The organism is Thiohalophilus sp., assembly GCF_034521165.1.
GTDB lineage: Bacteria > Pseudomonadota > Gammaproteobacteria > UBA6429 > Thiohalophilaceae > Thiohalophilus.
This window is the reverse complement of the sequence record NZ_JAXHMV010000005.1, coordinates 1-21,609: the sequence shown is the minus strand read 5'-3', so window position 1 is coordinate 21,609 and position 21,609 is coordinate 1. Positions and strand designations below refer to the sequence as shown.

The window sequence follows — 21,609 nt, the reverse complement described above, 5'->3', positions numbered from 1 at the left end:
CCACCGAACAATCGCCGATGAACATGAACAAACCCTCGAAATTAATGTGAGTAGGTCGATGGTGTGACATCTGGTGTGATATGTTTTGCTGTTGCTTCGATCTGTGGCGTCAGGCTAAGTGGCCTCTGATAACCTTCCAGCGCGGCTGGGGCCGCCGGTTCCTACCTGGCCGGCAGCCCGCGCGGCTGACACTCAATCAAAGCTCTGGTCAGATGGTTCGATCGCCGCACGGACCAGATCGACCAGCCGTATGATTCCCGCCAGCCGACTGTCCCCGTCGAGCACCGGGATATCCTCGACCCATCGCTCCATGTTTTTATGAAGGACATCGTGGACGTGCTCGTCAAGTCGGGCCGAGATAAAGCGTTGATTCATGAACTCACGGACCGGTCCGCGCGCCACCTGCTCAAGCAACTGGCGACGGCTGTGCGTCGACCGGTGCAGCAATATGTCCGCCAGCCGGCGGAAGCCGAGGTGACCGACGACTCGCCCCTCGGCATCGATGACATAGATATCGCGGCATTCAGGCTCGCCCAGCAGTGCGCGCGCCGCCTCCTCGAGCGAGGCATCACGTTCGACGGTCACCCCGGTTACGGCGTGCCCCTCCAACCAATCGACAATCTTCATTTAGCTTCTCCTTCGACGACCTATGCAGGCGGAATCCATCGGCTCGACGCGAGCCGTAGAGCACCGAGATCGTATCGACCGCTTCAGTCAGCGACGTCGTTATGGCGATCCGGTTGATGACGACGTCACCGGGCAGTCTTCCCCTTCGGCGTATTCTGGCAGAGTTCACCAGCCCGACGCAGACCGTATCGCACCGAGATCGCCCCAACGGACTCAGTCAGCAAGGTGGTGGTGGCGATCAGGTTGACAATAACCTCGCCGGCCTGCGAGAACATCGGATAATTCAACAGGAGCAGCGCCAAACCGATGGCCACACCGCCCTGAGGGAACAGCCCGAAACCGATGTTTGACCAGACAGCTCGCGGCGCTCCGGCCAGTCGTGCGCCGCCTGCGCCCCCGACGAACAGACCTAAAGCACGCGCAATGAAGTAGGTCAACATCAATGGCCAGTAGTCGATCACGGCCGAGGGAGCAAAATGCAGACCAGCAAAGGTGAAGAACAACACGAAGACGGTTTCCTCGAGATCCTCGATCGGCTTGAACAATCGCTCGGCATACGAACTACCAAACCAGCGCACCGAAAAGCCCAGCACCATCGACGCCAGCAGCGCCGAGAACTCGGCCCAAGCGGCCAGCCCCACTGTCAGTAGGATCCCGCCCAACAATAGTGGGAGCAACATGCTCTGTTCGTGAAAACGGCGCGACAGGCGTTCGATCAGAAAGCCGCCGACCCCACCCACCAGCAACGCGGCACCAATCTCCCAGAAGGCCGTGCCCAGCGCCCCACCCAGCGACCCGCTACCGACGATCGCCATCACCAGCGCAAAAATGAGGATGCCGAGGGCATCGTCGATCGCCACCATACCGAGCAGCGTGGTAGTCACCGGCCCACGCGCTTGGTACTGATGTACCACCGCCACGATGGCGGCAGGAGCCGTGGCAGGGGCGAGCGCGCCGAGGACGAGCGCGAACGACCACAACGGCAAGTCGGCTACCGTCATACCCAGCAGCAGGACCGCCCCCGCCACCATCAGAAAGGCGCCCGAAACTTCGCCCAGAGTCGCCCCGACGATACTCCAGCCGAGACGACGCAACTGGCTGGGGCTGATCGCCCCGCCGATCACATAGGCAATGACTCCGAGGGCCACCGACACCAGCGGCTGGGTCCACTGAGTGTCGTGCATGCCCAGTTGGCCACCCAGGAGGTTGGGGGCAAAGAGCATGCCCACCAAGATGTAACCCACCACACGCGGCACACCGAACAGATGACTCCCAAGTGCCCCAAAAGCAAGCCCGGAGAGCAACAACACCCCAATCAGCAGTATTTCCACGCCTCCTCCTTTCTATGCACCCGATCGGGAACCCGGTCCCGGATCAACTATCCTAATGACCATCTGAATGAATCGACAACGACATGGTATCCGGCTCAGCGTATGCGCCATTGATCCCATGCGCGTGCACTTCCGCCTGGTGGACGCTGCCGAGGGCGAGCACGGCAACGTCAAGGAAGCCGAGGGCAAGAACCGTGTGTCTATCCTGGCCGACGAGGACTTCATCGCCGAAGAGGACGGCGAAAGCGGCAAGGAGCTGGTGATCCGTTTCGAATACCGCTCCGCGACAACGGTCAGGTTATGCGCAGCATCAGCAAGCAGCGCGAAAGAGTCTGTGAGAAAGCCAGCCGACGCCTCGACAAGTACATAGGCAGTGTTCAGCCCCACCGCCCAGCGGAAGGCAGGGCCAAAGTCAGCCGGTGGGGTGCGCGCGTGATCATGTCCCATAGCGGGTTCCAACTTTCGTGGTCCCTATTTGAGGTCCGTTTTCAGTGTCGGGACGCGGCAGGCTGCGCCCCGATATTCTTTATTCAGGCCCGATTCCCCAGCAACATCGTCCGGTAGAAGGGTTCCACCGGACCTTTCACGACGTAGGGCGCGAGTAGCATGAAGGCCTGCTGAAAGCGTTCATCCAGATGCGAATTCTCGTGGTCCCACACCGAGTCCCAGACGCCGTGCATGAGGTAGTTGCGCAGACCTCCGCAGGGTTCGGTATTGGCCAGGATCTCCGTGCTCAGTGCCTTGCGGTAATCGTGATTGTCGCGGCTTCCCGGCTGGCCGATGCCCTCGGGCTCCTCCGGTGACGGTGGAGCCATCCTCAGCCCGCGTCATCGCACATTCTGCGATTCGAAACTGAGGCTCAGCGCTAATCATGAGAGTTTTTCAGCGGCAAATTGCGCAAGGGGTAGCCCGAAACTGGGCACTTTGCCCCGGGTCATGAAAAACAGATCGCGGTAGCTCATTTTCAGTCGGTAGGGAATCCGGCCCATTTTCAGCACCTCGTCCTGACCGCCGAACCAGGTATTGGATCGCACATAGAAGGCTCTGCCTTCGCCCATGTCGCCGATACAGAAGACGACAGGCTGCAGTGGCTCGTTGGCTTCATCGGCATCCATGCGGCCCATGTCGAGCGCGACCTGCCGTCCGACGATTTCCGCTTCCTGGTGGCCGATGCCGCCGATCTTGGGCATGGTGGCCGCCACGCAGTCGCCAGCGGCGAGGATTTCGGGATGCTCGGGATTGCGCATCAGCAGATTGGTCTTGATGAATCCCATGGAATCCGCAATGGGCAGATCCCGCAGACAATCGTGAGCCACCCAGTCGGGCAGGACGATCTTGAGCTCGGCCTCGACGGTTTCCCCGCCTTCGAACTCGATACCCTCAGCCGTAAGCTGAGTGATATCCGGCATGTTCTTACGGTAGTGGATGCCCATGCCGCCGATCATGTCGAGGAATTGGCGGATGTTGTTCTCGCCGGCATCGGCGGCGATCAGCTCCTCTTCCGGGGTGAATACCGTGATCTTGTCCGGCTTGCCCTTGCCCGAGATGGTGAGCCAGCTAGCCATCGCGGTGGTCAGCTCCAGGATCGGGCCTTCACAGGCTGCTTGCGCGTAGGGGATGCTGCCACCGGGATAGGGCACGAGGCCCTCGGCGCCATTGCCCTGGTGGAAATGGGCCGAGCCGATGACGATCGGACCACCCTGGTAGCCGCCCTCATGCAGGTATTGGCGTAAACGCTCCCCGTGAAACAGATCGGAGACGGTGTGGCCATGTTCGGCGAAACCGGGCAGATGGTCATAGGCCAGATGCGCCCCCATCGCAATGACGAGATAGTCGTAGTGCAGTTCTTCGCCTTCGGCACCGGGACGCTCGGAGGGCTGGAAATCTACCGTGCGCTGGCCGATGTCGATGTGTCTGACCTCGCCCTGGATAAAGGCGATGTCGTCGGAAGCCAGCGTGGGCCGCAACTGCATGCGTTGGTGCAGGTCCGGCTCGCGGTTTTCCATCACGTCGGTGGGAATGTTGGGCACGAACAGCAGGTAGTCCTTGCGGTCGATCACCGTAATGTCCACGCTGTCGCCGGCGTATTCACGGATTTTCTGGGCACTGCCCAGGCCGGCGAAGTTGCCACCGAGGACGACGACATGGGGTTTCGAGATTGTCATGTGCTCTTCTCCTTTCTGGATGGGGCTTGCGGGATCGGAGCCCCTTCGTTCATACGGCCACGTCGAACAGCGTGCCGATTCCGGCCGTCAGGGCGAGCGCCAGGGCACCCCAGAAGGTCACGCGCAGGGTGCCCCGGAGAACGCCGGCGCCTCCGGTAATGGCGCCGGCGGCACCAAGCACAGCCAGGAAGACCAGGGTGGTGCCAGCCACGAGGGGCGCCAGCCAACCAGCCGGTGCCAGTGCCGCGACCGCCAGCGGCACGGCGGCCCCAACGGTAAAGGTCCCGGCAGAGGTCATGGCGGCCAGCAGCGGACGCGCCGAGGTGGTAGCCGACAGGCCGAGTTCGTCGCGTGCGTGGGTTGCCAGCGCGTCCTTCGCCATCAACTGGTCAGCCACCTGGTGGGCCAGCTCGGGCGTCAGGCCGCGCTCGACATAGATAGCGGCGAGCTCCTCGCGCTCGAAGCCCGGGTTGTCTCTCAGCTCCCCGCGCTCGCGATCGAGGTCGGCCCGCTCGGTGTCGGCCTGGGAGCTGACCGAAACATACTCCCCTGCCGCCATTGACATGGCACCGGCAACCAGACCCGCCACGCCCGCGATGAGCACGTCGTGCTGGGTCGCCGCGGAGGCGGCCACCCCGACGATCAGACTCGCAGTCGAGATGAGGCCGTCATTGGCCCCGAGCACCGCCGCCCGCAGCCAGCCGATGCGATTGACGACGTGATTCTCGCGATGAAGGAAACCACCGCGCATCAGTGGCTCCCCGGGCCGCGTCCGCCGTCCCCACCCTGGGAGCAGCGACGGAAAGCGTGTAGGTGCCGGTCCTCGGAGGCCGAGCGCAGGGCCGAATAGACCGCCAGGATGTCTTCCCGCCAAGCCGCCTGCACGCTGCCGAAGTGCGGGAGGTGTCCAGGCCAGCGGTTGATGGGCGGCGCGACCGTGTACTTCCCGAACAGGTTGAGCCGGGCCTCGGTGTGCCGCTGCTCGGCCCCGACGATGTTGCTGAAGGGGCGCACGGCACCGAAGTCGCGGGTTCCCTGCCGGCAGGTTTCGCGTGCACGGAATTCGTCATCCGGGGCGTCATTGAGTCCCTGGATCTCGGTGGGGGCGAGGGTGAACATGAGGGGTTCCCTACGTTATGCGCGTCATCTCAATAAGAATATCCCATATATGGATACCCTAATATTCCACGTTACATCCGACCTGGCAGGTACGCAACCGCTAAAATGAGTCGCGGAACCCTGCCCGGGGTGATGACTGGATCGACCCTGGCCTGAAACAGAGCTGGGCTGGTCTGCCTGGCCCGGGATGGATGGGGTGCTCCTTACTCCGGGTGAGTCCGGAAGTGAGGCTCGGCAGCCAGCATCGCTTGCAAAGCCTCGTTTGGGGCAGCCCTTGGACAACAAGGGTGCCGTCGGCAAGCAATACGTGATCTCGCCTCCCGGTGCGAGGACTCGTCCATTGCGCCCTAAAGCACCGCTGCGCGGATGGCTTGTGGAACCGGGCTACTCGATGACGGTATCCACCGGTTCGGCCTGGCGGTTTTGCTCCAACAACTGCTCGTGCTCCTGCTCCGCCTCCCGGCTGATCTTTGCCGGCAGGAACCGGTCCAGGATCACACACGCGACAAGATCGCCGGTAACGTTGAGGCTGGTCCGGAAGCGCTCGAGAACCTGGTCCAGGCCGATGATCATGGCCAGCCCGGTAAGCGGCACACCGGCACTTGTGAGCACGGTGGCCAGCACCACGATGCCTACCCCGGGCACCGCCGGCGTGCCAATGGATGCACCCAGGGCGGTCACCACCAGGGCCACCAGGGCGCTCACCGGCAGGTCCATCTGGAACATCTGGGCCATAAAGATGGTGGCCAACCCCTGATACAGAGCCGTTCCCCCCATGTTCACCGTTGCGCCCAGCGGCACCACCAGCTGGGCCAGGGATGGCCGGACCTTCAGGTTTTCCTCCGCGCTGCGCACCGTTACCGGCATGGTCGCCGCCGAGCTGTTGGTGGAAAACGCCAGCAGGAAGGCTTCCCGGATTTGGCCGAAGAACCGGAAGGGATTGCGAGCACCCAGGAAGGCCACCAGGACGAGATAGGCAGCCAACAACAAGGCCATGCCGAATATCACCGCCCCAGCGTAAACCCCCAACCCGGCCAGCACCTGGGGACCGGTCTTGATCATCGTCTGGGCCAGGAGTCCGAACACGGCCACCGGGGCAAAGGTCATGGCCACTCCCACCACCGACATCGACACCGACTGCATCGATCCGAACAGGTCCACCAGCGGCTTGGCCGATCGCGGCTCCAGACTGAGCAGGCCCAGGCCGAGGACAATGGCGAAGATCACGATCTGCAGCATGTCGCCTTCGGCGATGGCGCCCATGGGGTTGGTCGGCAGGAGCTCGACGATCTCGCCCGGGATATCCTGGATGCCAAAGCCTTCCTGGCCTTCCGCTGACCCCGACGGGGTTTCCGCGACAAGCTCCGAAGCCCCCTCGGGAGGGGCCATACTCTGGGTCACCTCCGCCATGTCCACGTAGTTACCCGGCTTGAGCACGAGGCCCACGGAAATGCCGATAGTGACCGCCAGGACGGCTGCGCCCAGGAAGTAGACGCCCAGCCAGATGCCGGTGCTTTTGAGCTGCTGCACATCGGTGGCTGCCGTTATCCCCCGGATGATGGAGGCAAGGATCAAAGGCACCACGATCATCTGGATGAACGCCAAGAAAAGGTGACCGGGAAGCGCGATCCACTCGCCGATGGCCAAGGCCGAGGTGCGCACCACCAGGCCGGAATCGGGATTCAGGGCGATACCCACTGCCACCCCCAGCACCATGCCGACTAGGACCTGGAGCCAGAGACGGCCCTTAATCAACCGGGTCAGGGGCCCGGTGAGAACCTTCATGCTGCGCGGATAGAGATAGCCCAGCGACGCGAAAAGGTTGTTGATCATCTTGGCAGGATCCCTTTCATAGTGTTCCGGCCCCCAAGGCATGGTGAAGCGCCCCGGTTATGCTGGAGACTGTTTTGTGTGAGTCAGGCCGCGATGGCCTGACGGTTCAGGGTTTCATGATACTGCTGTTCGAGCTCGATCGGTGGCTGGGAACCACCCGGTTCCAGTAAGTGCCGATTGTTGAACCAGTCGACCCATTCCGACGTCACGCCTTCACCCACGGCTCGCCACATCCAAGTTGCGTCAAACGAACAAGCCCAAAGTGCCCGTAGAGGTGCGAGGGGGGAAAAGCCCCGCCCCTGCGACGTCTGACTTTATACTTGTTACGCAACCATCGGCGCAACCGCATCGCGGTGTAGCTGTCTAACGCACGATAAGCGCGGTTGTAGGTTGTAGGTACCCACTTGAAAATAGTTGGCCCAACCACGCAATGAGCGATTCAACCGCTCCACCATCTCTGTGGTATCTACCCACGTATAAGAATGAGCCGTCATGGTATGAATTTTATCAACCATGTGCTTGATGCTCTTCTTTGACGGACGCATCCCGAGGTACGCTTTGCCCGACCTCGTTGAGTACATGCGTCCAAACGTGTAACCCAGAAAGTCGAGTTTATCTTCCGGTATACGGCAGATATGTGTCTTTTCCTCGTTGACGGTGAGCTTTAGCTGATTCATTATCCTGCGCATGTGCAGACTCGCTTCATCCGCTTCATCCGCTTCATCCGCTTTGCCGCGTTTGCACAAGATAACAAGATCATCCGCGTAGGTCACAATCTGACTCCCAGGGCGTTGATCCAGGTTGAGCATCTTCCACGCCAACACAAACCGGCGCATATAGATGTTGGCCAGCAGTGGTGAGACAGGAGAACCCTGAGGAATACCACGCCTGCTGTTCTTGGCCTCCGTGGTACGTCGCGTCCGACCTGTCTTGTCGCTTTCCTCGACAGCACATTCCAGCCATTGCTTCAGTAGATGCAGCACGCGTCGATCAACGATACGGCGCGCCAGCGACTGAAGCAGTTCTTTATGGAGAATGCTACCGAAGTAGTCCGACAGGTCGGCATCGACAACGTCCGGATGACCGTGAAACAGCAGTTCTTCCACCTCGACAACCGCCTGTTGTGCATTTCGCCTTGGGCGATATGCATAGAGCTCGGGTGGAAGATCGGCTTCGAAGATCGGTTCCAGAACCAGCATCGCTGCTGTCATACAGACTCGATCTCTCAGGGTTGAGATGCCCAGGGGTCTGGACTTGCCATTGGGTTTGGGAATAAACACCCGTCGTATCGGAGCCGGTTGATAGACTCCCTCTCTGAGTTCAAGCGCCAATTCACCCAGCCACCGCTGTACACCGTACGCTTCAACATCCGCGAAGTCCTGACCATCTATGCCCGGCGCCCCTCGGTTAGAGCGACACTGAGCATAAGCCTGTGCCAGAATATCTTCGCGATATAGTTTGTCGTACAGTGCATAGAACCGATAGCCAAGTTCAGCCTTCGCTTTCGCGTGTAATGCTCTCTGTAATTTCTGAACACTTTTCGGAGTTGATAGGTTGCCCAATCTCCTTGCCCCTCATTACTTGATGCATTGGTCTTGAACTAAGGCCCCTTTCCTCTGCCAGCGATTGTTAGGTGCCAGTTGGTAAGTTCGGCGCGCGCCCGTTATGGGCTTGGTTCATTTATTTGCACTTCGCAAGCTCGGCCAGTCGGAAAAGGCCAGAAAGTACAACAGAATGATGTTTACCACCGGCACCACCATGAGTAGGCTCAACCACTTGGAGTAGCCGGCCTTTGAAAAGATAAACCAGAACGGCAAAATTATGACCACTGCCATGATTATCATGACAAATGGCCCAAAGGGCCACATTTCGGGACCAGGCGTTGATTCGGGCATGACATTCTCTCCTTTGTATTTACAGTTGATTGACTATGGAACACTCACTTGTGCTAGTTTCGATTTAATCTGATACCTGACTTGAAAAAGTGAAGGTTACCGGTTCTGATGGAGGTGTCTAGCAACCATCGAACCAAGAGGTAACCCTCATGCTGAATACTAACGAGAAAATCATCAAACACAAGCTCGGCCTGCTGAACCTGGCCGAAGAGTTGGGCAATGTTTCCCGCGCCAGCAAAGTGATGGGCCTCTCCCGCGACACCTTCTACCGCTACAAGGCGGCCGTCGTGGCCTATGTCCTGGAAGAACCGGCCCACAGTCAGACCCGGGCCAGCAACGAGCTGCGCAAGCGCGGCGTGTTCATCTCGCCCAGTGGGGTACGCTGTGTGTGGCTGCGCCACGAGCTGGCCTGCTTCCGGGACCGACTCAAGGCGCTGGTGGCAAAGATGGCTTAGGAAGGCATCGTGCTGACCGAGTCGCAGATCGTGGTACTGGAGCGCAAGAAAGACGACGATGTGGCCTGCGGCGAAATCGAGACGGTCCATCCGGGGTATCTCGGTTCCCAGGACACCTTCTACGTCGGCACCCTCAAGGGCGTCGGTCGGATTTATCAGCAGACCTTCGTTGACACCTGTGCCAAGGTGGCCTTTGCCAAGCTGTATACCAACAAGACCCCGATCACCTCGGCCGAGCTACTCAATGACCGGGTGCTGCCGTTCTACGAACAGCACGACCTGCCGCTACTGCGTGTCCTGACCGACCGGGGTACCAAGTATTGCGGCAAGGCCGAGCAGCACGATTATCAGCTTTATCTGGGGGTCAATGACATCGAACATACCAAAACCAAAGCCCGTTCCCCGCAAACGAATGGGATCTGCGAGCGGTTCCACAAGACCATCTTGCAGGAGTTTTACCAGGTGACGTTCCGCAAGAAGATCTACACGGACCTCGAGTCACTCCAGATCGACCTGGACAACTGGCTAACGTATTACAATACTGAACGCACCCATCAGGGGAAAATGTGCTGTGGTCGGACGCCCATGGCAACCTGGGAAGACGGCAAACAGATTTGGCAGGAAAAGTTCGTGAGCTGAACTTGACCTGACAAAAACCGCTTCCTAAGACCCGGTAACTGTCAGATAAAGTCGCGACTACTACACTTAAAGGAATAATGCCCGGGGCCGGAATCGAACCGGCACGGTCGCAATGACCGAGGGATTTTCTTACCACTACAACTTTCGCTGCTGCGCACTTAATACGCATTTGTGGCCTGGACTTTACCTTTACCCTATTCTACGATTAGTAGAACTTAGGCAGGAGCCGTCAAGTCTCTACACTTTCCCGAGATAGTGACGAGTGACGAGGTACGAGTGACGAGGGAATTTCCGAACGGTCGGTACTCGTAACTCGATACTATTTAATCGGGCTTAGCTCGGGATTGCCACCACCTTACGTGCTGAGGTTTCCCCGAATTTGACTCCATTCACGCCGGCCGTTTCCGCGCCAGGTGCTCAATATTTAAGTCCCTTGCGTCTACCAATTTCGCCACCCGGGCTACGGTGTGACAGCGGGTATTTTACACAGATAACTGCTGGTTTTGAAAGGAAAAGGAAATGGAGGCCGGGCCCGGAGTCGAACCGAGGTACACGGATTTGCAATCCGCTGCATAGCCACTCTGCCACCCGGCCATATTCGTTATTTTACCGGACAATGTCCGGGGGTTACACAAAAAAACCTCGGGAGCGGCCGAGGTTTTTGGGAATCTGGAGCGGGAAACGAGACTCGAACTCGCGACCCCAACCTTGGCAAGGTTGTGCTCTACCAACTGAGCTATTCCCGCTTGAGAGAGGCGTATTTTAGCGATACGACGCGGTCTGTCAAGGTTTCGTGTCGGCCCGGTTACTGCTCCCGGGTCAGGCTCGGCCAGGCGGCGCGCAGATAGAGCAGCATGGACCAGAGGGTCAGGCCGGCCGAGGTATAGAGCAGCAGGTAACCGATCAGCATGGTCGGGAAACGGCCAATCGGCTCCTCGAAAAGCAAGAAGACGATGGCCAGCATCTGGGCCGCAGTCTTGAATTTTCCGATGATGGAGACGGCAACTTTGGTCTGCTCGCCCACATTGGCCATCCATTCTCGCAGGGCCGAGATGGTGATTTCCCGCCCGATGATCACGGCGGCCGGGATGGCCAGCAGGAAGCCCGGATGCTTGCTGACCAGCAGGATCAGCGCCACCCCGACCAGCAGCTTGTCCGCGACCGGATCGAGAAAGGCGCCAAAATCCGACTCCTGTCCCCATTTGCGCGCCAGGTAACCGTCGAACCAGTCCGTGATGGCCGCCAGGATGTATATGGCGGTGAGCAAATAATGATTGATACCGAATAACGGCAGATAGAACACCACGATGAAAAACGGAATAATTCCGATGCGGAGCAAGGTTAGCCTGGTCGGCAGGTTCATCGCCATGGTTCAATATCCATCCTGGTGAAAAGTATCGTATATCTGCTGTGCCAGTTTACGGCTGATGCCGTTGACCGCGGCCAGATCCTCGACCCCCGCCCGGGCGATCTCCTGCAGGCCGCCGAACCGGTGCAGCAATTGTTGCCGGCGCCGGGGCCCCAGGCCGGGAATCTGCTCCAGCGTGGAGGTGTTGCGCGTTTTCTGGCGACGCTGCCGGTGCCCGGTAATCGCGAAACGGTGAGCCTCATCCCGAATCTGCTGAATGAGATGCAGCGCTTTCGAATCGGCCGGCAATATAGTTTCTTCCCCGCCGTCTGACAAGTAAAGGGTTTCCAGTCCCGGTTTGCGGCCCGGGCCCTTGGCGATGCCCATCAGGCGTACATCGGGGATCTGCAATTCCTCGAGCACGCCCCGGGCGATTTCGACCTGGCCCTTGCCGCCGTCGATAAACAGGATGTCGGGCAGCTTGCCCTCCCCCTCGCGCAGGCGTTTGTAGCGGCGGGTCAGCGCCTGTTCCATGGCGGCATAATCGTCGCCGGGAGTAATCCCCTCGATATTGAAGCGCCGATAGTCGGACTTGAGCGGGCCGTTGATATCGAATACCACGCAGGAGGCCACGGTCGACTCGCCCATGGTGTGGCTGATATCGAAACACTCCAGGCGCTGCGGCATTTCGTCGAGCTGCAGGGCTTCCTGTAACGCCTCGAACCGCTGCAGCTGGGTGGCCTGGCTGTTAAGCCGCAGGCTGAGGGTCTGGCGGGCATTTTGTTCGGCCATCTCCAGCCAGCGCGCCCGGGTGCCGCGCACCTTGTGATGGATACTGACCCGGCGGCCGGCGGCCTCGCCCAGGGCGGTTTCGATCAGCGTCTGCTCGACCGGCGGATGGCTGACGATCAGCTGGGCCGGAATATCGTCCTGACGGGCCAGATAGTGCTGGGTCAGGAAGCTGCCGATCAGCTCGCTTTCGAGCCGCTCCGGTTCCAGGCCTTCCAGATGCTTGGGGAAATAACTGCGGTTGCCCAGATTGCGGCCCTGACGAATGGTGAAAACCTGGATGCAGCCGATGCCGCCCTGGGCCGCGACGGCGATGACATCCAGGTTACCGCTGGTGTCGCTGTCCATGTACTGCTTGTCCTGAATATGCCGCAGGCTGGCGATCTGATCGCGATAGCGGGCGGCGGCTTCGTAATCCAGTTCCTCCGCCGCCCGGGCCATCCGCTCGGCCAGGGCATCGATCACCGCACTGCTTTTGCCCTCCAGAAACAGGGTCGCATGGCGAACATCCTCGGCATACTCTGCCTCGCTGATCAGCCCGACGCACGGCGCGGTGCAGCGTTTGATCTGGTACTGCAGGCAGGGGCGCGAGCGATTGTTATAAAAAGAGTCGCGGCACTGGCGCACCGGAAACAGTTTTTGCAGCAGGCTCAGGGTCTCGCGCACCGACGGGGCGCTCGGGTACGGACCGAAATAGCGCCCCTTGCCCCGCTTGGCACCGCGATGAAACGTGAGGCGCGGGAACGAATGTTCGGTGGACAGATAGATATAGGGGTAGCTTTTGTCATCGCGAAACAGGACGTTGTAACGCGGTCGCAGTTCCTTGATCTGGGTATTTTCCAGAATCAGGGCCTCGCTTTCATTCTGGGTCACGGTGACCTCGATCGCGGCAATCTGCGCCACCATGACCCGGGTCTTGGGGCTGTCCAGATTGGTGCGAAAATAGCTGCTGACCCGTTTTTTGAGATCCACCGCCTTGCCGACATAGATCACCGTCCCGTTGGCGTCGAGCATGCGATAGACGCCCGGCCGGTTGGGCAGGCCCTTGATGAAGGCTTTGGCGTCAAAATCGGGGATACTACCGCTCATGAAACTATTTTAACCACAGAGTTCCGGAATAAGAACAGATTGCACCACAGAGAACCGAAAGATAGGGAGAAATACAGGCTGCGTCCCATGCACTGTTTTCGTCTGCGTTCGGGGTAATGGTGCGTAGAACGCACCCTACACGGCTGGGGATAGAACAAAAATAAAATTTTCTTTTGCGTCCTCTGTGACCCCTGCGGTGAAAATTCAATCCGTCAGTTTGCCGATCAGCCGGAACACGTCATGGAACATTTTTTCGGTCAGCCGGCCGGTCTGGGTGTTGTAACGGCTGCAGTGGTAGGAGTCGACCAGCCAGCGCCCGTCGGGGAGCTGGAAACGGGCGGCGTGGCCGAACTTGTACTGCGACTGTTTGAGATCCAGCGCCTTGAGTACGGCCTTGTGGGCGATCCCGCCCAGCGCCAGGATCACGCTGTTACGCGGCAGGCTCAAAAGCTCCTGGCGCAGATAACTGTTGCAGGTGTTCATCTCTTCGGTGGTCGGCTTGTTCTCCGGCGGCAGGCATTTGACGGCATTGGTGATCCGGCACTGCTTGAGTTTGAGCCCGTCGTTTCGGGAAACCGATTCGGGCCGGTTGCTGTAGCCGAATTTGTGCAGGGTCTGATAGAGCAAAATGCCGGCAAAATCGCCGGTAAACGGTCGCCCGGTGGCATTGGCGCCGTGCATTCCCGGCGCCAGGCCCACGATCAGCAGTTTCGGCCTGGCAGTGCCATAGGGCGCGACCGGCCGGGCATGATAGTCGGGATAGTCACGGCGGACCTGTTGCAAGAAGTCTCTCAGCCGGGGGCAACGGCGACAATCGGGATCAAATGCTTCGGGGTTCGGACGGGCGGGCATGCGTAATTCAACCTGGGACAACGGGATAACAACCGGGCTATTGTAGCGCGTTTCGCCCGGCGCGGTTACTGGATCTGGCAGGATTCGATCACGCCGTGCAGCATGGCCAGTCGGGCCAGCTCGATGTCGCTATGCACGTCCAGCTTGTTATAGAGCCGCTGGCGATAGGTACTGACGGTTTTGGGGCTGAGACAGAGCTTGTCGGAAATGGCGGTGATCTTGTGCCCTTCCATCAACATCATCAGCACCTGCAGCTCGCGTTCGGAGAGATTATCGAAGGGGGAACTGGACTCGTGCTCGGGGAACTGGGACAGCGCCAGCTGTTGCGCAATGTCGGGGGTGATATAACGTTGCCCTTCCATGGTTTCGCGAATCGCATGGCTGATTTCATCCACTTTGGCGCCCTTGGTCAGATAGCCGACCGCGCCGGCCTTGAGCAGGCGCTGGGCAAACATATCATCCTGATGCATGGTCACGATGATGATGCGCAGGCTCGGTTTTTCACCCAGCATTTTGCGTGTGGCCTCGAGGCCGCCGATGCCGGGCATATTGATGTCCATCAACACCACATCGGGGTTATGCGTGGCCGCCATCTGGATCGCTTCTTCGCCGTTCGTGGCCTCACCCAGGATCTCGAAGTCCTCGATATCTTCAAGCAACCGGCGAACACCCGTGCGTACCAGATCGTGATCGTCCACCAGGAGGATCTTTACCATGTGCACCGCCTCCTATCCCTGTATTCTGGAGGTTATTGTTATTTATCAGAATGTAACTCAAATGCCGCAAGATGAGTAGCCCTTTTTCGGGCGACGTGCGGATCGCCCGTGGCTTTTTTTCGGAGGCGATGGCGCCGGCAGACTGAAGATAAAACGGGCCCCCTCACCCGGACTCGACTCGGCCCGGATACGACCGCCATGGCGCTGGATGATCCGGGCCACAGTTGCCAGACCAATGCCCGTCCCTTCGAACCTGTCCTCGCTATGCAGGCGTTGAAAAGGCTGAAACAGCCGTTCCGCCGAGGCCGCATCAAAACCGATCCCGTTATCCTCGACGTGGCAGATCATTTTCCCGGCCTCCTGCTGACAACCAACCCGAATCCGTGCCGGCTGGCGATCCCGGGAAAATTTGACGGCGTTGCTCAGCAGGTTCTGCATGACAACGCGCAACAGCTGGGGATCGCCCGAGACGGTCATTCCCTCATCAACAACAAGGTCAACGGGTCTGTCCGGATATTGTGCCTGTAAATCTTCGAGCAGTTCCCGGCTCAGCAGGCCAAGATCCACATGCCGCCATTGAAGCGGGTTATGCCGCAGGCGAGCCAGTTCCAGCAAGGCATTGATCAGAGCCTGCATATTTTCCGCCGAACGGGCGATACGCTGCAGATAGTCGATAGCCGCGGGGGACATCGTGCTGTTCGCCTCCTCCAGCAAGGCGTCGCTGAAACCGAGAATGGCCCGCAAGGGAGCGCGCAGATCGTGGGATACCGAATAGCTGAACGTCTCCATCTCTTCGTTGAGTTGTTGCAGTTGTGCCGTGCGCTCCGCGACCCGACGTTCCAGTGAATTGTTCAGTTCCTGGCGTTCGGCATAGAGCATGGCATTTTCTGTCGCAATCGCGGCCTGGTTGGCAAACAGCATCAACAGATCGAGATCGCGACGGTTAAACTCGCTCCCGTCCTGTTTATCCATGCAGGCGATACCGCCTAGGAACCGTTTTTTACCCATCAACGGAACCATCATCAGATTATTGTTGGCCTGTTCCCAGCGCAAACGTTCCTCTGGCGGCAACTGGCGGATCGTCTCCTGCCACCAGGGCTGTTTATTCCGCCAGATCCAGCCACAGATCCCGGCATCCAGCGGCAGCGTTTCGCCCAGAATCTCATCCCGATACTCGCCGCTGACGGCCCGGTAGGTGTATTCGGTGCACTCGGTGTTGAGAATCGGGATCAGGACAGAATGGGTATGTGTAATCGCCCGTGCCTTGTCGGCAATAATCTGCAACAGGCGATCCACGTCGAATTCCATGCCCAGCACCTGACTGGTTTCCAGCAGCAGGTCCAGCTCCGCTTCACGCTCGGCCAGAGCCTGGCGTAACGCGGACTCATCGGCTCTATTCAGGGTGACAGGTTCCATGGCGAAGCTCCATCTCGACCTGTTTTAAAGATAGACAATATTGCGCGGAGGCGCCATGCAGACGTCTATACTGAGTCACAGAGGCATTGCGTAAAATCAATGCCTGCATCAAAAGTAAGCGCTATAGTGAGAACAGCATCACAGGACCCATATAATAAGGAGCGACCATCATGACTACCCCTTCCGACTTCGACAAGGCGATCAAGGACCCCACCCTGGTTTATCACACCCCGCAAGACGTGCTGGCCGATTCACGTCTCAGTGATGAACAGCGCCTGCAAATCCTCAAACGCTGGGAGCAGGATCAGCGTGAACTCCAGGTAGCCCAGGAAGAAGGCATGTCCGGCGGTGAAGGCAATATACTCAAAGAAATTCTGGATGCCATGGAAACACTCGATGGTCATCCCGATACGCGGGAAGCCCCGACCAAACAGGGCGGTCACCTCGACTGATCCGCCGCGCGTTTCTTTTTTTACACGACAAAAGAATCTTTGACTGACTGACAGCGATACACATCACCATTGACCAGAATTTACTTTTGAGCCAGTTGCTCGAGAGTTTCAAGGTCGCAGGTAAATAGTGATTCGGAATTGTTTTCAATGGGATCGAGGACTGACTCGCGCTTGAGTTCGGCAATCACGCGGCTGACACTTTCGGCTGTCACACCCAGGATATCCGCCATTTCATCGGTGGTCAGTAACTCGACAACATGCGGTCCTGTCTCGGATTCAAAATCCGCCAGGAAGCGTAACAGGCGTGCAACCCGTCCCTTGACGTTACCGGTTGAAAACTCGGTAATCCAGGTATCGGCGTAATTCAGGTATTCATGCCAGTGTTCCAGCAACCGGTTATATAGCTGCGGTTCGTCTTCTTTCCATTGATGAAAGAAATGATGCGGCACTTTGTAGGCGGCGACTTCATCAATGGCAATTGCGGTATGTTCATGGCCATCCCTCATCAAACCGTCCAACCCGATCAACGAGCCTCGCTTGTGCAGACGAACGATACGGCTTCGCCCGTTGGGCAGATGAGTGACCAACTTGAGTCTTCCCTGGCGCACGATAAATAACAGATGGCTTTCCTCGCCGCCATGATAAATCACCTCCCCCGGCTGATACGTGACCTGACTGATCGACTCCAGCAGTCGGGGTTGCTCGGCCAGGGTCTCGCAATCCAGAAACCCGAGATTACTCAACTCGGTTTGTAACTTGCCGGGACCCTCCAGGGACAATCCGGGTTCACTTTTATCAATTTTCAGCACGTTTAGACGTTCCTTCAGTTTATTGACCAACAGCTAAAACCGGATAAAGCCTTCCTGTTCAGGCGTCTTTTTTTACCATAAGGACTTCATTGAGAATTTTCAATGCGAATGACTAGATACCAGGTCCTAGGTGCCAGGTCCTAGGTGCTAAATAGGTGATCCGAATACCAGTTCATTGACCAGGTAGCCTGGATCAAGGAGCAAAGCGACGGATCCAGGTTTTTCCGGGGTTCAGGTGGAACCGCTTCGCTTGTTCCACCCTACAGGGGGCGATCGGATAGTCGGAACTTTTATTCAGAACCTGGCCCCTGATTGTAGGCCAGGTTGCACGCAGCGCTACCTGGCGCCCCTGCCTCTGTTCAAGGTTGTGTCACGTAGGCTATCGCCAACGTGACCTACATTACTAGGTGCTAGGTTAGTTACTAGCCCCTAGAAACTAAAAAAGGCCCCGACAGGGGCCTTTTTTATTTTGGCGGAGAGGGAGGGATTGACGCAGGCCATCCCTGGCCTGCGCCCTACGGGCGTCGCCAAAAGACGGCGACGTCCAAATTCGAGTCGCTCCCGGCATCCTGCCTCCCGCGACATTAGCACCTCCCTGTGCGTCATCCTGGCGAATTTGTCGAACAAGGGTTCTCATCATGGCCTCCCCCACCTCAAATAAAAAAACGGGCCACAAGGGCCCGTTTTTTTATTTGGCGGAGAGGGAGGGATTGACGCAGGCCCTCCCTGGCCTGCGCCCTACGGGCGTCGCCGAAAAACGGCGACGTCCAAATTCGCTCCCGGCGAATTTGTCGAACAGGGTTCTCATCCAAATCCCCCTACTCCACAAATAAAGAAAGGAGGCTCAAGGCCTCCTTTCTTTAATTTGGCGGAGAGGGAGGGATTCGAACCCCCGGACCGTCGCCGGTCAACGGTTTTCAAGACCCTATAAACCAACTATACACAACAAAATACAGTTAAAAATCAACTGTTTATCTGTTGTGCGCTCTGTCGTTTGTTGCTGTTTTTTCTGCTGGCTGTCCCCAGATTGTCCCCGAATGTCCCCGCTAGAAACAATAAGGGCCGCTCTCGGCGGCCCCTTATTTCGTGTATGCCATGGGGTTTGGATCAGTGGCTCAGCTTCGTCCGAGCAGCTCGCAGCTCGTCCAGCGTGTCGGTCAGACTGCCGGCGGTCTGTGCCATCTGCTCAATGAGCCCTGAAACGTCCTGTAGGGTCAGTGAGCTGATCGGCGCCGGGTCGTTCAGGTCGGCATCCATTGGGTGCGCCTCGACTGCCACAGTCGTCATAAGCTGGCCGATGCCACGTAGACCGTTATGAATGGCGAATAATGAATTCTCAGCGCCGCTGATCGCCCGGTCGAGATCCTCCCGGTCCGGCTTGTGGCTCGGGTCTCCTTCGAAGTAGGGAACAGCTAGGTCGGTGAAAACAGAAAGGCCATGTACGCCAGGTGCGGCCTTGCTGTGCTTGCTTTCGAGGTGCGCGCGTAGCGCGTCAGTGTGCTTGTTGTCGCTCATGATGATGGTTCTCCTATGTTGATTCAGTCAGTCAATTAGGGTGTCAGGGCCTGACTACGCAAACATAGGATTGCGCCGGCTTATTCCCCCGAAGGGTGTTTTATTCACCGGGCCCCGACAATGAAAGTGAAAGCTACCACGTTGTCGGACGCAGTGCCGCCTATGTATGCGAGGTAGTCAGCCTCAGACCCGATAATAGCTGACCGGTTAAAAATATCAAGCAAACAATCCCCGTGCTCGGTGATTTCCGTTTCGTTTCACTTCCGGGGTAGCGTGTTATCTGCCAAAGCGTTTCGGATTGCGGTGTACCACTTCGGCCAGGGCGTCCTGACCCTCGTCCGATTTGATCAGGCGCGCTACCAGCCCATCTTCCAGCCCGACCTGTAGCCGGCCGCCGGACATTGCCGGTTGTTGCTGCTGACGGTTCTGTTGTACCTCGCTGCGGCTGAGTACCTGCTCGCCACGCTGCAAAATGGCCGGCACTTCGTCCGGGGCCAGGCCGGCCATGCCGCCCTTGTGGTAGCGCGGCGCGCCCATAAACAAGAAAGGTGAGACTTGCCGGGTTGGGCCGGTGCCGGCCATGCCGCCGGTGTGCTGAACATTGGCGGCCATGGTCGCAAAGAACGAACTCGTGCCGCCGGTGGTGGCGCCCGCTATACCGCTGAAGAATGACTGTAGAGCCTGGGCCGCAATGGCCTCGGCCGTCATGCGGCGGATCGTGTCGGCAAAGCCGCGAGCCATTCCTTCAAGCCCTTCGTCGAACGGATCGAAGAGGTAGTCAGCCAGCGCCGTTTGCATATTGCGTGCGGCTTGTGTGGCAAACTCGCTCATCTCGCCGGTCGTTTCTTCGCTCTTCTCTTTCAGAGTAAACAGCTCGCCAGCCAGGCGGCGCACGGCTTCGCGCTGCTTGTCTGTGGCGTCGGCGGACAACTGGGAGACGGCGATCTCCTCCGCTCTGGCGCGCGCCGACAACCCGGCCAGGCGAATCTCTTCCTCCATCTGGGCCACCAGGTCGGCGTCGGCTTCGGCGTTTTTGCGGACCTCTTCGGCGCGTTCTTTGGCCGCTTTGGCGGCGGCCTTATCGGCCTCTTCGGCGTTGTTCAGGGTGACGATCTTTTCGTTTATGGCGCGGGCTTGTTTGATCTCCGCGTCTGTTGCACCCATCTGTTCAAGCCGATAGATGGCGACAGCCTCGGATGTCTTGCCGTAGGTGTCCGCCTGTTCCTGCAACTTTTTAATGATCGCGTCGATCTTCTTTTGTTCGCCGTCGCTATCATCGGTACCGTCGCCTGCGTCGCCTGTGTCGGTCGATGTGCGAGACGGCTTCGGCGAGGTCGCCCCGCTCTTGCCTTGCCCTGCGTCGCGTAGATATTCGTAGCTTTCAACAACCTCCTGCAGTTCAGCGCGCCGAGTTTCCAGTCGGTCAATCAAATCAGTCAGTGCCTGATTGTTCTCGTAGCCGGGCTGCTGCCTGATAGCTTTCAAACGGCCATCGATGCGTTCTATCTGATCTACAGCGGAATCGAGCTTCGCCAGCGGCGTATCGGCGACAACTAGCCGTGCGATCCCTTCGCCAATAAACTTCCCGAAATCGACGTAATGTTCCGCGCCCTTTGCGAGCCAGCCGACCAGTGTTGCAACGGCACCTCCAAGATCCTCTATCGCGTCGGCATTTTCCAGCACAGTTCGCGCGAATTCAGATGATATCTGCGTGCGGATTTCGCGTAACTCACGATTAGCGGCGGCACCTTGTCGCCTCAATTCATCACCCATGACTGCGCCAGCTTCGCGCCCGGCATCTGCGAACTGGTTAAGACCATCCTCGCCTTCGAGCAATAGCGGCAACAGTTTGCGCCCGAGATCGTCCCCCAGGGTCCGCACAACGCCGGCGAGCCGTTTACCCGGGTCTTCGGTGTTTTTGACCCCTTCGGCGAACAGTGCGAACAACTCGCCCGGATCCTTGTTGCGCAGATCCTCGACACTGATACCGAGAAGGCCGAAGTCCTCGATCATCGACTTGGTGCCGGACTTCGCATCTTCGGCGCGATCAGAAAGCGTCGCGAGTGCGTCGGCCACGTCGTTCTGACCAAGCCGGAATTGTTGGAAGGTATAGGTCAGCTCCTCAACCGTGGAGACTTGCGCATCGAGCGAGTCAGAAAGGCGGACCGTATTTTCCGAGGCCTCAAGCGTCCGCTGTGCAAACTGAGCCACCTGCGCCGCGCCGAAGGCCAGGCCTAGCGCGCCAAGTGCGCGTGTGGCGAGCCGTGAGGCATTTCGCAAGCCGTCAACTGATCGCTGACTTTTATCGAACCCGCGCCGCATGTCGCGTGTGTTGTCGCCGACGCGCTGGCCCGATAGATCCTTCAGCCCTTTTTTCAGTTCGTCGACGTCTTTTGCGCCTTCGACCAGCGCGCGGATTTTTAGCTCAAGATCGCGATTTGCCATTTAGATTTCTCCGCGTGTTGTTGACTGTATTATTTGTTTCTCGGTCATCTTTCACTTTCTTATGTGTTTAATCGCGCAGCACCGTAAACCAGGTGCACAACCTCTGAGTATGAT

20 protein-coding genes, 2 tRNA genes and 1 pseudogene are annotated in these 21,609 nt (G+C 58.5%); 3 read left to right on the top strand and 20 right to left on the bottom strand.

From position 1 onward, the window contains the following. Nucleotides 1-192 precede the first annotated feature (192 nt). Nucleotides 193-627 (bottom strand): CBS domain-containing protein, encoded by a 435-nt coding sequence (locus U5K34_RS04030; RefSeq protein ID WP_322567210.1) that lies wholly within the window; start codon nt 625-627, stop codon nt 193-195. Between the two features lie 125 nt (nt 628-752). After that, nucleotides 753-1,958, bottom strand: coding sequence for a cation:proton antiporter (locus U5K34_RS04025; RefSeq protein ID WP_322567209.1), 1,206 nt, complete (start codon nt 1,956-1,958; stop codon nt 753-755). 67 nt (nt 1,959-2,025) lie between these two features. On the opposite strand from U5K34_RS04025, the gene U5K34_RS04020 reads away from it, so the two are divergent. Beyond that, nucleotides 2,026-2,328, top strand: a complete 303-nt coding sequence (locus tag U5K34_RS04020) for a hypothetical protein (protein WP_322567208.1) — start codon at nt 2,026-2,028, stop codon at nt 2,326-2,328. A 160-nt stretch (nt 2,329-2,488) separates the two neighbouring features. Here U5K34_RS04020 and U5K34_RS04015 read toward each other — a convergent pair whose 3' ends face one another. The 8 genes from U5K34_RS04015 to U5K34_RS03980 form a co-directional block, all read right to left on the bottom strand. Then, entirely contained in the window at nt 2,489-2,773 is a 285-nt protein-coding gene (locus tag U5K34_RS04015) for a hypothetical protein (protein ID WP_322567207.1), read from the bottom strand. A 54-nt stretch (nt 2,774-2,827) separates the two neighbouring features. Then, nucleotides 2,828-4,123, bottom strand: a complete 1,296-nt coding sequence (locus tag U5K34_RS04010; protein WP_322567206.1) for an NAD(P)/FAD-dependent oxidoreductase — start codon at nt 4,121-4,123, stop codon at nt 2,828-2,830. A gap of 49 nt (nt 4,124-4,172) precedes the next feature. Then, nucleotides 4,173-4,874 carry a VIT family protein gene (locus tag U5K34_RS04005; RefSeq protein WP_322567205.1) on the bottom strand — a complete coding sequence of 234 codons (702 nt, stop codon included), beginning with the start codon at nt 4,872-4,874 and terminating at the stop codon, nt 4,173-4,175. Continuing rightward, entirely contained in the window at nt 4,874-5,242 is a 369-nt protein-coding gene (locus U5K34_RS04000; protein WP_322567204.1) for a hypothetical protein, read from the bottom strand. Before U5K34_RS04000 ends, U5K34_RS04005 begins: the two co-directional genes overlap by 1 nt. A 384-nt stretch (nt 5,243-5,626) precedes the next feature. After that, nucleotides 5,627-7,075, bottom strand: a complete 1,449-nt coding sequence (locus U5K34_RS03995; RefSeq protein WP_322567203.1) for a dicarboxylate/amino acid:cation symporter — start codon at nt 7,073-7,075, stop codon at nt 5,627-5,629. A gap of 83 nt (nt 7,076-7,158) precedes the next feature. Further along, nucleotides 7,159-7,308 carry a hypothetical protein gene (locus U5K34_RS03990; RefSeq protein WP_322567232.1) on the bottom strand — a complete coding sequence of 50 codons (150 nt, stop codon included), beginning with the start codon at nt 7,306-7,308 and terminating at the stop codon, nt 7,159-7,161. 90 nt (nt 7,309-7,398) lie between these two features. After that, nucleotides 7,399-8,637, bottom strand: a complete 1,239-nt coding sequence (gene ltrA, locus U5K34_RS03985) for a group II intron reverse transcriptase/maturase (protein ID WP_322567202.1) — start codon at nt 8,635-8,637, stop codon at nt 7,399-7,401. A 114-nt stretch (nt 8,638-8,751) separates the two neighbouring features. Beyond that, nucleotides 8,752-8,970, bottom strand: a complete 219-nt coding sequence (locus tag U5K34_RS03980; RefSeq protein WP_322567201.1) for a hypothetical protein — start codon at nt 8,968-8,970, stop codon at nt 8,752-8,754. 149 nt (nt 8,971-9,119) lie between these two features. Here U5K34_RS03980 and U5K34_RS03975 point away from each other — a divergent pair. After that, nucleotides 9,120-10,064, top strand: a pseudogene (locus U5K34_RS03975) (integrase core domain-containing protein). A 520-nt stretch (nt 10,065-10,584) separates the two neighbouring features. Here U5K34_RS03975 and U5K34_RS03970 read toward each other — a convergent pair. The 7 genes from U5K34_RS03970 to U5K34_RS03940 form a co-directional block, all read right to left on the bottom strand. After that, a tRNA-Cys gene (locus U5K34_RS03970) sits at nt 10,585-10,658 on the bottom strand. Between the two features lie 76 nt (nt 10,659-10,734). After that, nucleotides 10,735-10,810: transfer RNA gene (locus U5K34_RS03965), tRNA-Gly, on the bottom strand. A gap of 59 nt (nt 10,811-10,869) precedes the next feature. Beyond that, nucleotides 10,870-11,427 carry a CDP-diacylglycerol--glycerol-3-phosphate 3-phosphatidyltransferase gene (gene pgsA / locus U5K34_RS03960; RefSeq protein ID WP_416224018.1) on the bottom strand — a complete coding sequence of 186 codons (558 nt, stop codon included), beginning with the start codon at nt 11,425-11,427 and terminating at the stop codon, nt 10,870-10,872. A gap of 9 nt (nt 11,428-11,436) precedes the next feature. After that, complete coding sequence (gene uvrC, locus U5K34_RS03955) at nt 11,437-13,290, bottom strand: excinuclease ABC subunit UvrC (RefSeq protein WP_322567199.1); 1,854 nt, start codon at nt 13,288-13,290, stop codon at nt 11,437-11,439. Between the two features lie 204 nt (nt 13,291-13,494). Further along, nucleotides 13,495-14,142, bottom strand: a complete 648-nt coding sequence (locus U5K34_RS03950; protein WP_322567198.1) for a uracil-DNA glycosylase — start codon at nt 14,140-14,142, stop codon at nt 13,495-13,497. 65 nt (nt 14,143-14,207) lie between these two features. Next, on the bottom strand, nt 14,208-14,858 hold the full coding sequence (gene uvrY / locus U5K34_RS03945) for a UvrY/SirA/GacA family response regulator transcription factor (RefSeq protein ID WP_322567197.1): 651 nt from the start codon (nt 14,856-14,858) through the stop codon (nt 14,208-14,210). 57 nt (nt 14,859-14,915) lie between these two features. Then, the gene (locus U5K34_RS03940) at nt 14,916-16,274 is read right to left on the bottom strand and encodes a GAF domain-containing sensor histidine kinase (protein WP_322567196.1); all 1,359 of its coding nucleotides are present in this window, start codon (nt 16,272-16,274) and stop codon (nt 14,916-14,918) included. Nucleotides 16,275-16,444: 170 nt separating this feature from the next. On the opposite strand from U5K34_RS03940, the gene U5K34_RS03935 reads away from it, so the two are divergent. Continuing rightward, the gene (locus U5K34_RS03935) at nt 16,445-16,726 is read left to right on the top strand and encodes a hypothetical protein (RefSeq protein WP_322567195.1); all 282 of its coding nucleotides are present in this window, start codon (nt 16,445-16,447) and stop codon (nt 16,724-16,726) included. Between the two features lie 80 nt (nt 16,727-16,806). Here U5K34_RS03935 and U5K34_RS03930 read toward each other — a convergent pair whose 3' ends face one another. The 3 genes from U5K34_RS03930 to U5K34_RS03920 form a co-directional block, all read right to left on the bottom strand. Then, a complete protein-coding gene (locus U5K34_RS03930; RefSeq protein ID WP_322567194.1) occupies nt 16,807-17,535 on the bottom strand; it encodes a Crp/Fnr family transcriptional regulator in 729 nt (242 codons plus the stop codon). A 1,107-nt stretch (nt 17,536-18,642) separates the two neighbouring features. Next, a complete protein-coding gene (locus tag U5K34_RS03925) occupies nt 18,643-19,050 on the bottom strand; it encodes a hypothetical protein (RefSeq protein WP_322567193.1) in 408 nt (135 codons plus the stop codon). Between the two features lie 276 nt (nt 19,051-19,326). Further along, a complete protein-coding gene (locus tag U5K34_RS03920; protein ID WP_322567192.1) occupies nt 19,327-21,495 on the bottom strand; it encodes a hypothetical protein in 2,169 nt (722 codons plus the stop codon). Nucleotides 21,496-21,609: the final 114 nt, after the last annotated feature.

Excerpts from the sequence above, each read along its gene's own strand:
- U5K34_RS04030 (WP_322567210.1), bottom strand. The coding sequence starts at position 627 with ATGAAGATTGTCGATTGGTTGGAGGGGCACGCCGTAACCGGGGTGACC.
- U5K34_RS04020 (WP_322567208.1), top strand. The coding sequence starts at position 2,026 with ATGAATCGACAACGACATGGTATCCGGCTCAGCGTATGCGCCATTGAT.
- U5K34_RS04015 (WP_322567207.1), bottom strand. The coding sequence starts at position 2,773 with ATGGCTCCACCGTCACCGGAGGAGCCCGAGGGCATCGGCCAGCCGGGA.
- U5K34_RS04010 (WP_322567206.1), bottom strand. The coding sequence starts at position 4,123 with ATGACAATCTCGAAACCCCATGTCGTCGTCCTCGGTGGCAACTTCGCC.
- U5K34_RS04005 (WP_322567205.1), bottom strand. The coding sequence starts at position 4,874 with ATGCGCGGTGGTTTCCTTCATCGCGAGAATCACGTCGTCAATCGCATC.
- U5K34_RS04000 (WP_322567204.1), bottom strand. The coding sequence starts at position 5,242 with ATGTTCACCCTCGCCCCCACCGAGATCCAGGGACTCAATGACGCCCCG.
- U5K34_RS03995 (WP_322567203.1), bottom strand. The coding sequence starts at position 7,075 with ATGATCAACAACCTTTTCGCGTCGCTGGGCTATCTCTATCCGCGCAGC.
- U5K34_RS03990 (WP_322567232.1), bottom strand. The coding sequence starts at position 7,308 with ATGTGGCGAGCCGTGGGTGAAGGCGTGACGTCGGAATGGGTCGACTGG.
- U5K34_RS03980 (WP_322567201.1), bottom strand. The coding sequence starts at position 8,970 with ATGCCCGAATCAACGCCTGGTCCCGAAATGTGGCCCTTTGGGCCATTT.
- pgsA (WP_416224018.1), bottom strand. The coding sequence starts at position 11,427 with ATGAACCTGCCGACCAGGCTAACCTTGCTCCGCATCGGAATTATTCCG.
- uvrC (WP_322567199.1), bottom strand. The coding sequence starts at position 13,290 with ATGAGCGGTAGTATCCCCGATTTTGACGCCAAAGCCTTCATCAAGGGC.
- U5K34_RS03950 (WP_322567198.1), bottom strand. The coding sequence starts at position 14,142 with ATGCCCGCCCGTCCGAACCCCGAAGCATTTGATCCCGATTGTCGCCGT.
- uvrY (WP_322567197.1), bottom strand. The coding sequence starts at position 14,858 with ATGGTAAAGATCCTCCTGGTGGACGATCACGATCTGGTACGCACGGGT.
- U5K34_RS03940 (WP_322567196.1), bottom strand. The coding sequence starts at position 16,274 with ATGGAACCTGTCACCCTGAATAGAGCCGATGAGTCCGCGTTACGCCAG.
- U5K34_RS03935 (WP_322567195.1), top strand. The coding sequence starts at position 16,445 with ATGACTACCCCTTCCGACTTCGACAAGGCGATCAAGGACCCCACCCTG.
- U5K34_RS03925 (WP_322567193.1), bottom strand. The coding sequence starts at position 19,050 with ATGAGCGACAACAAGCACACTGACGCGCTACGCGCGCACCTCGAAAGC.
- U5K34_RS03920 (WP_322567192.1), bottom strand. The coding sequence starts at position 21,495 with ATGGCAAATCGCGATCTTGAGCTAAAAATCCGCGCGCTGGTCGAAGGC.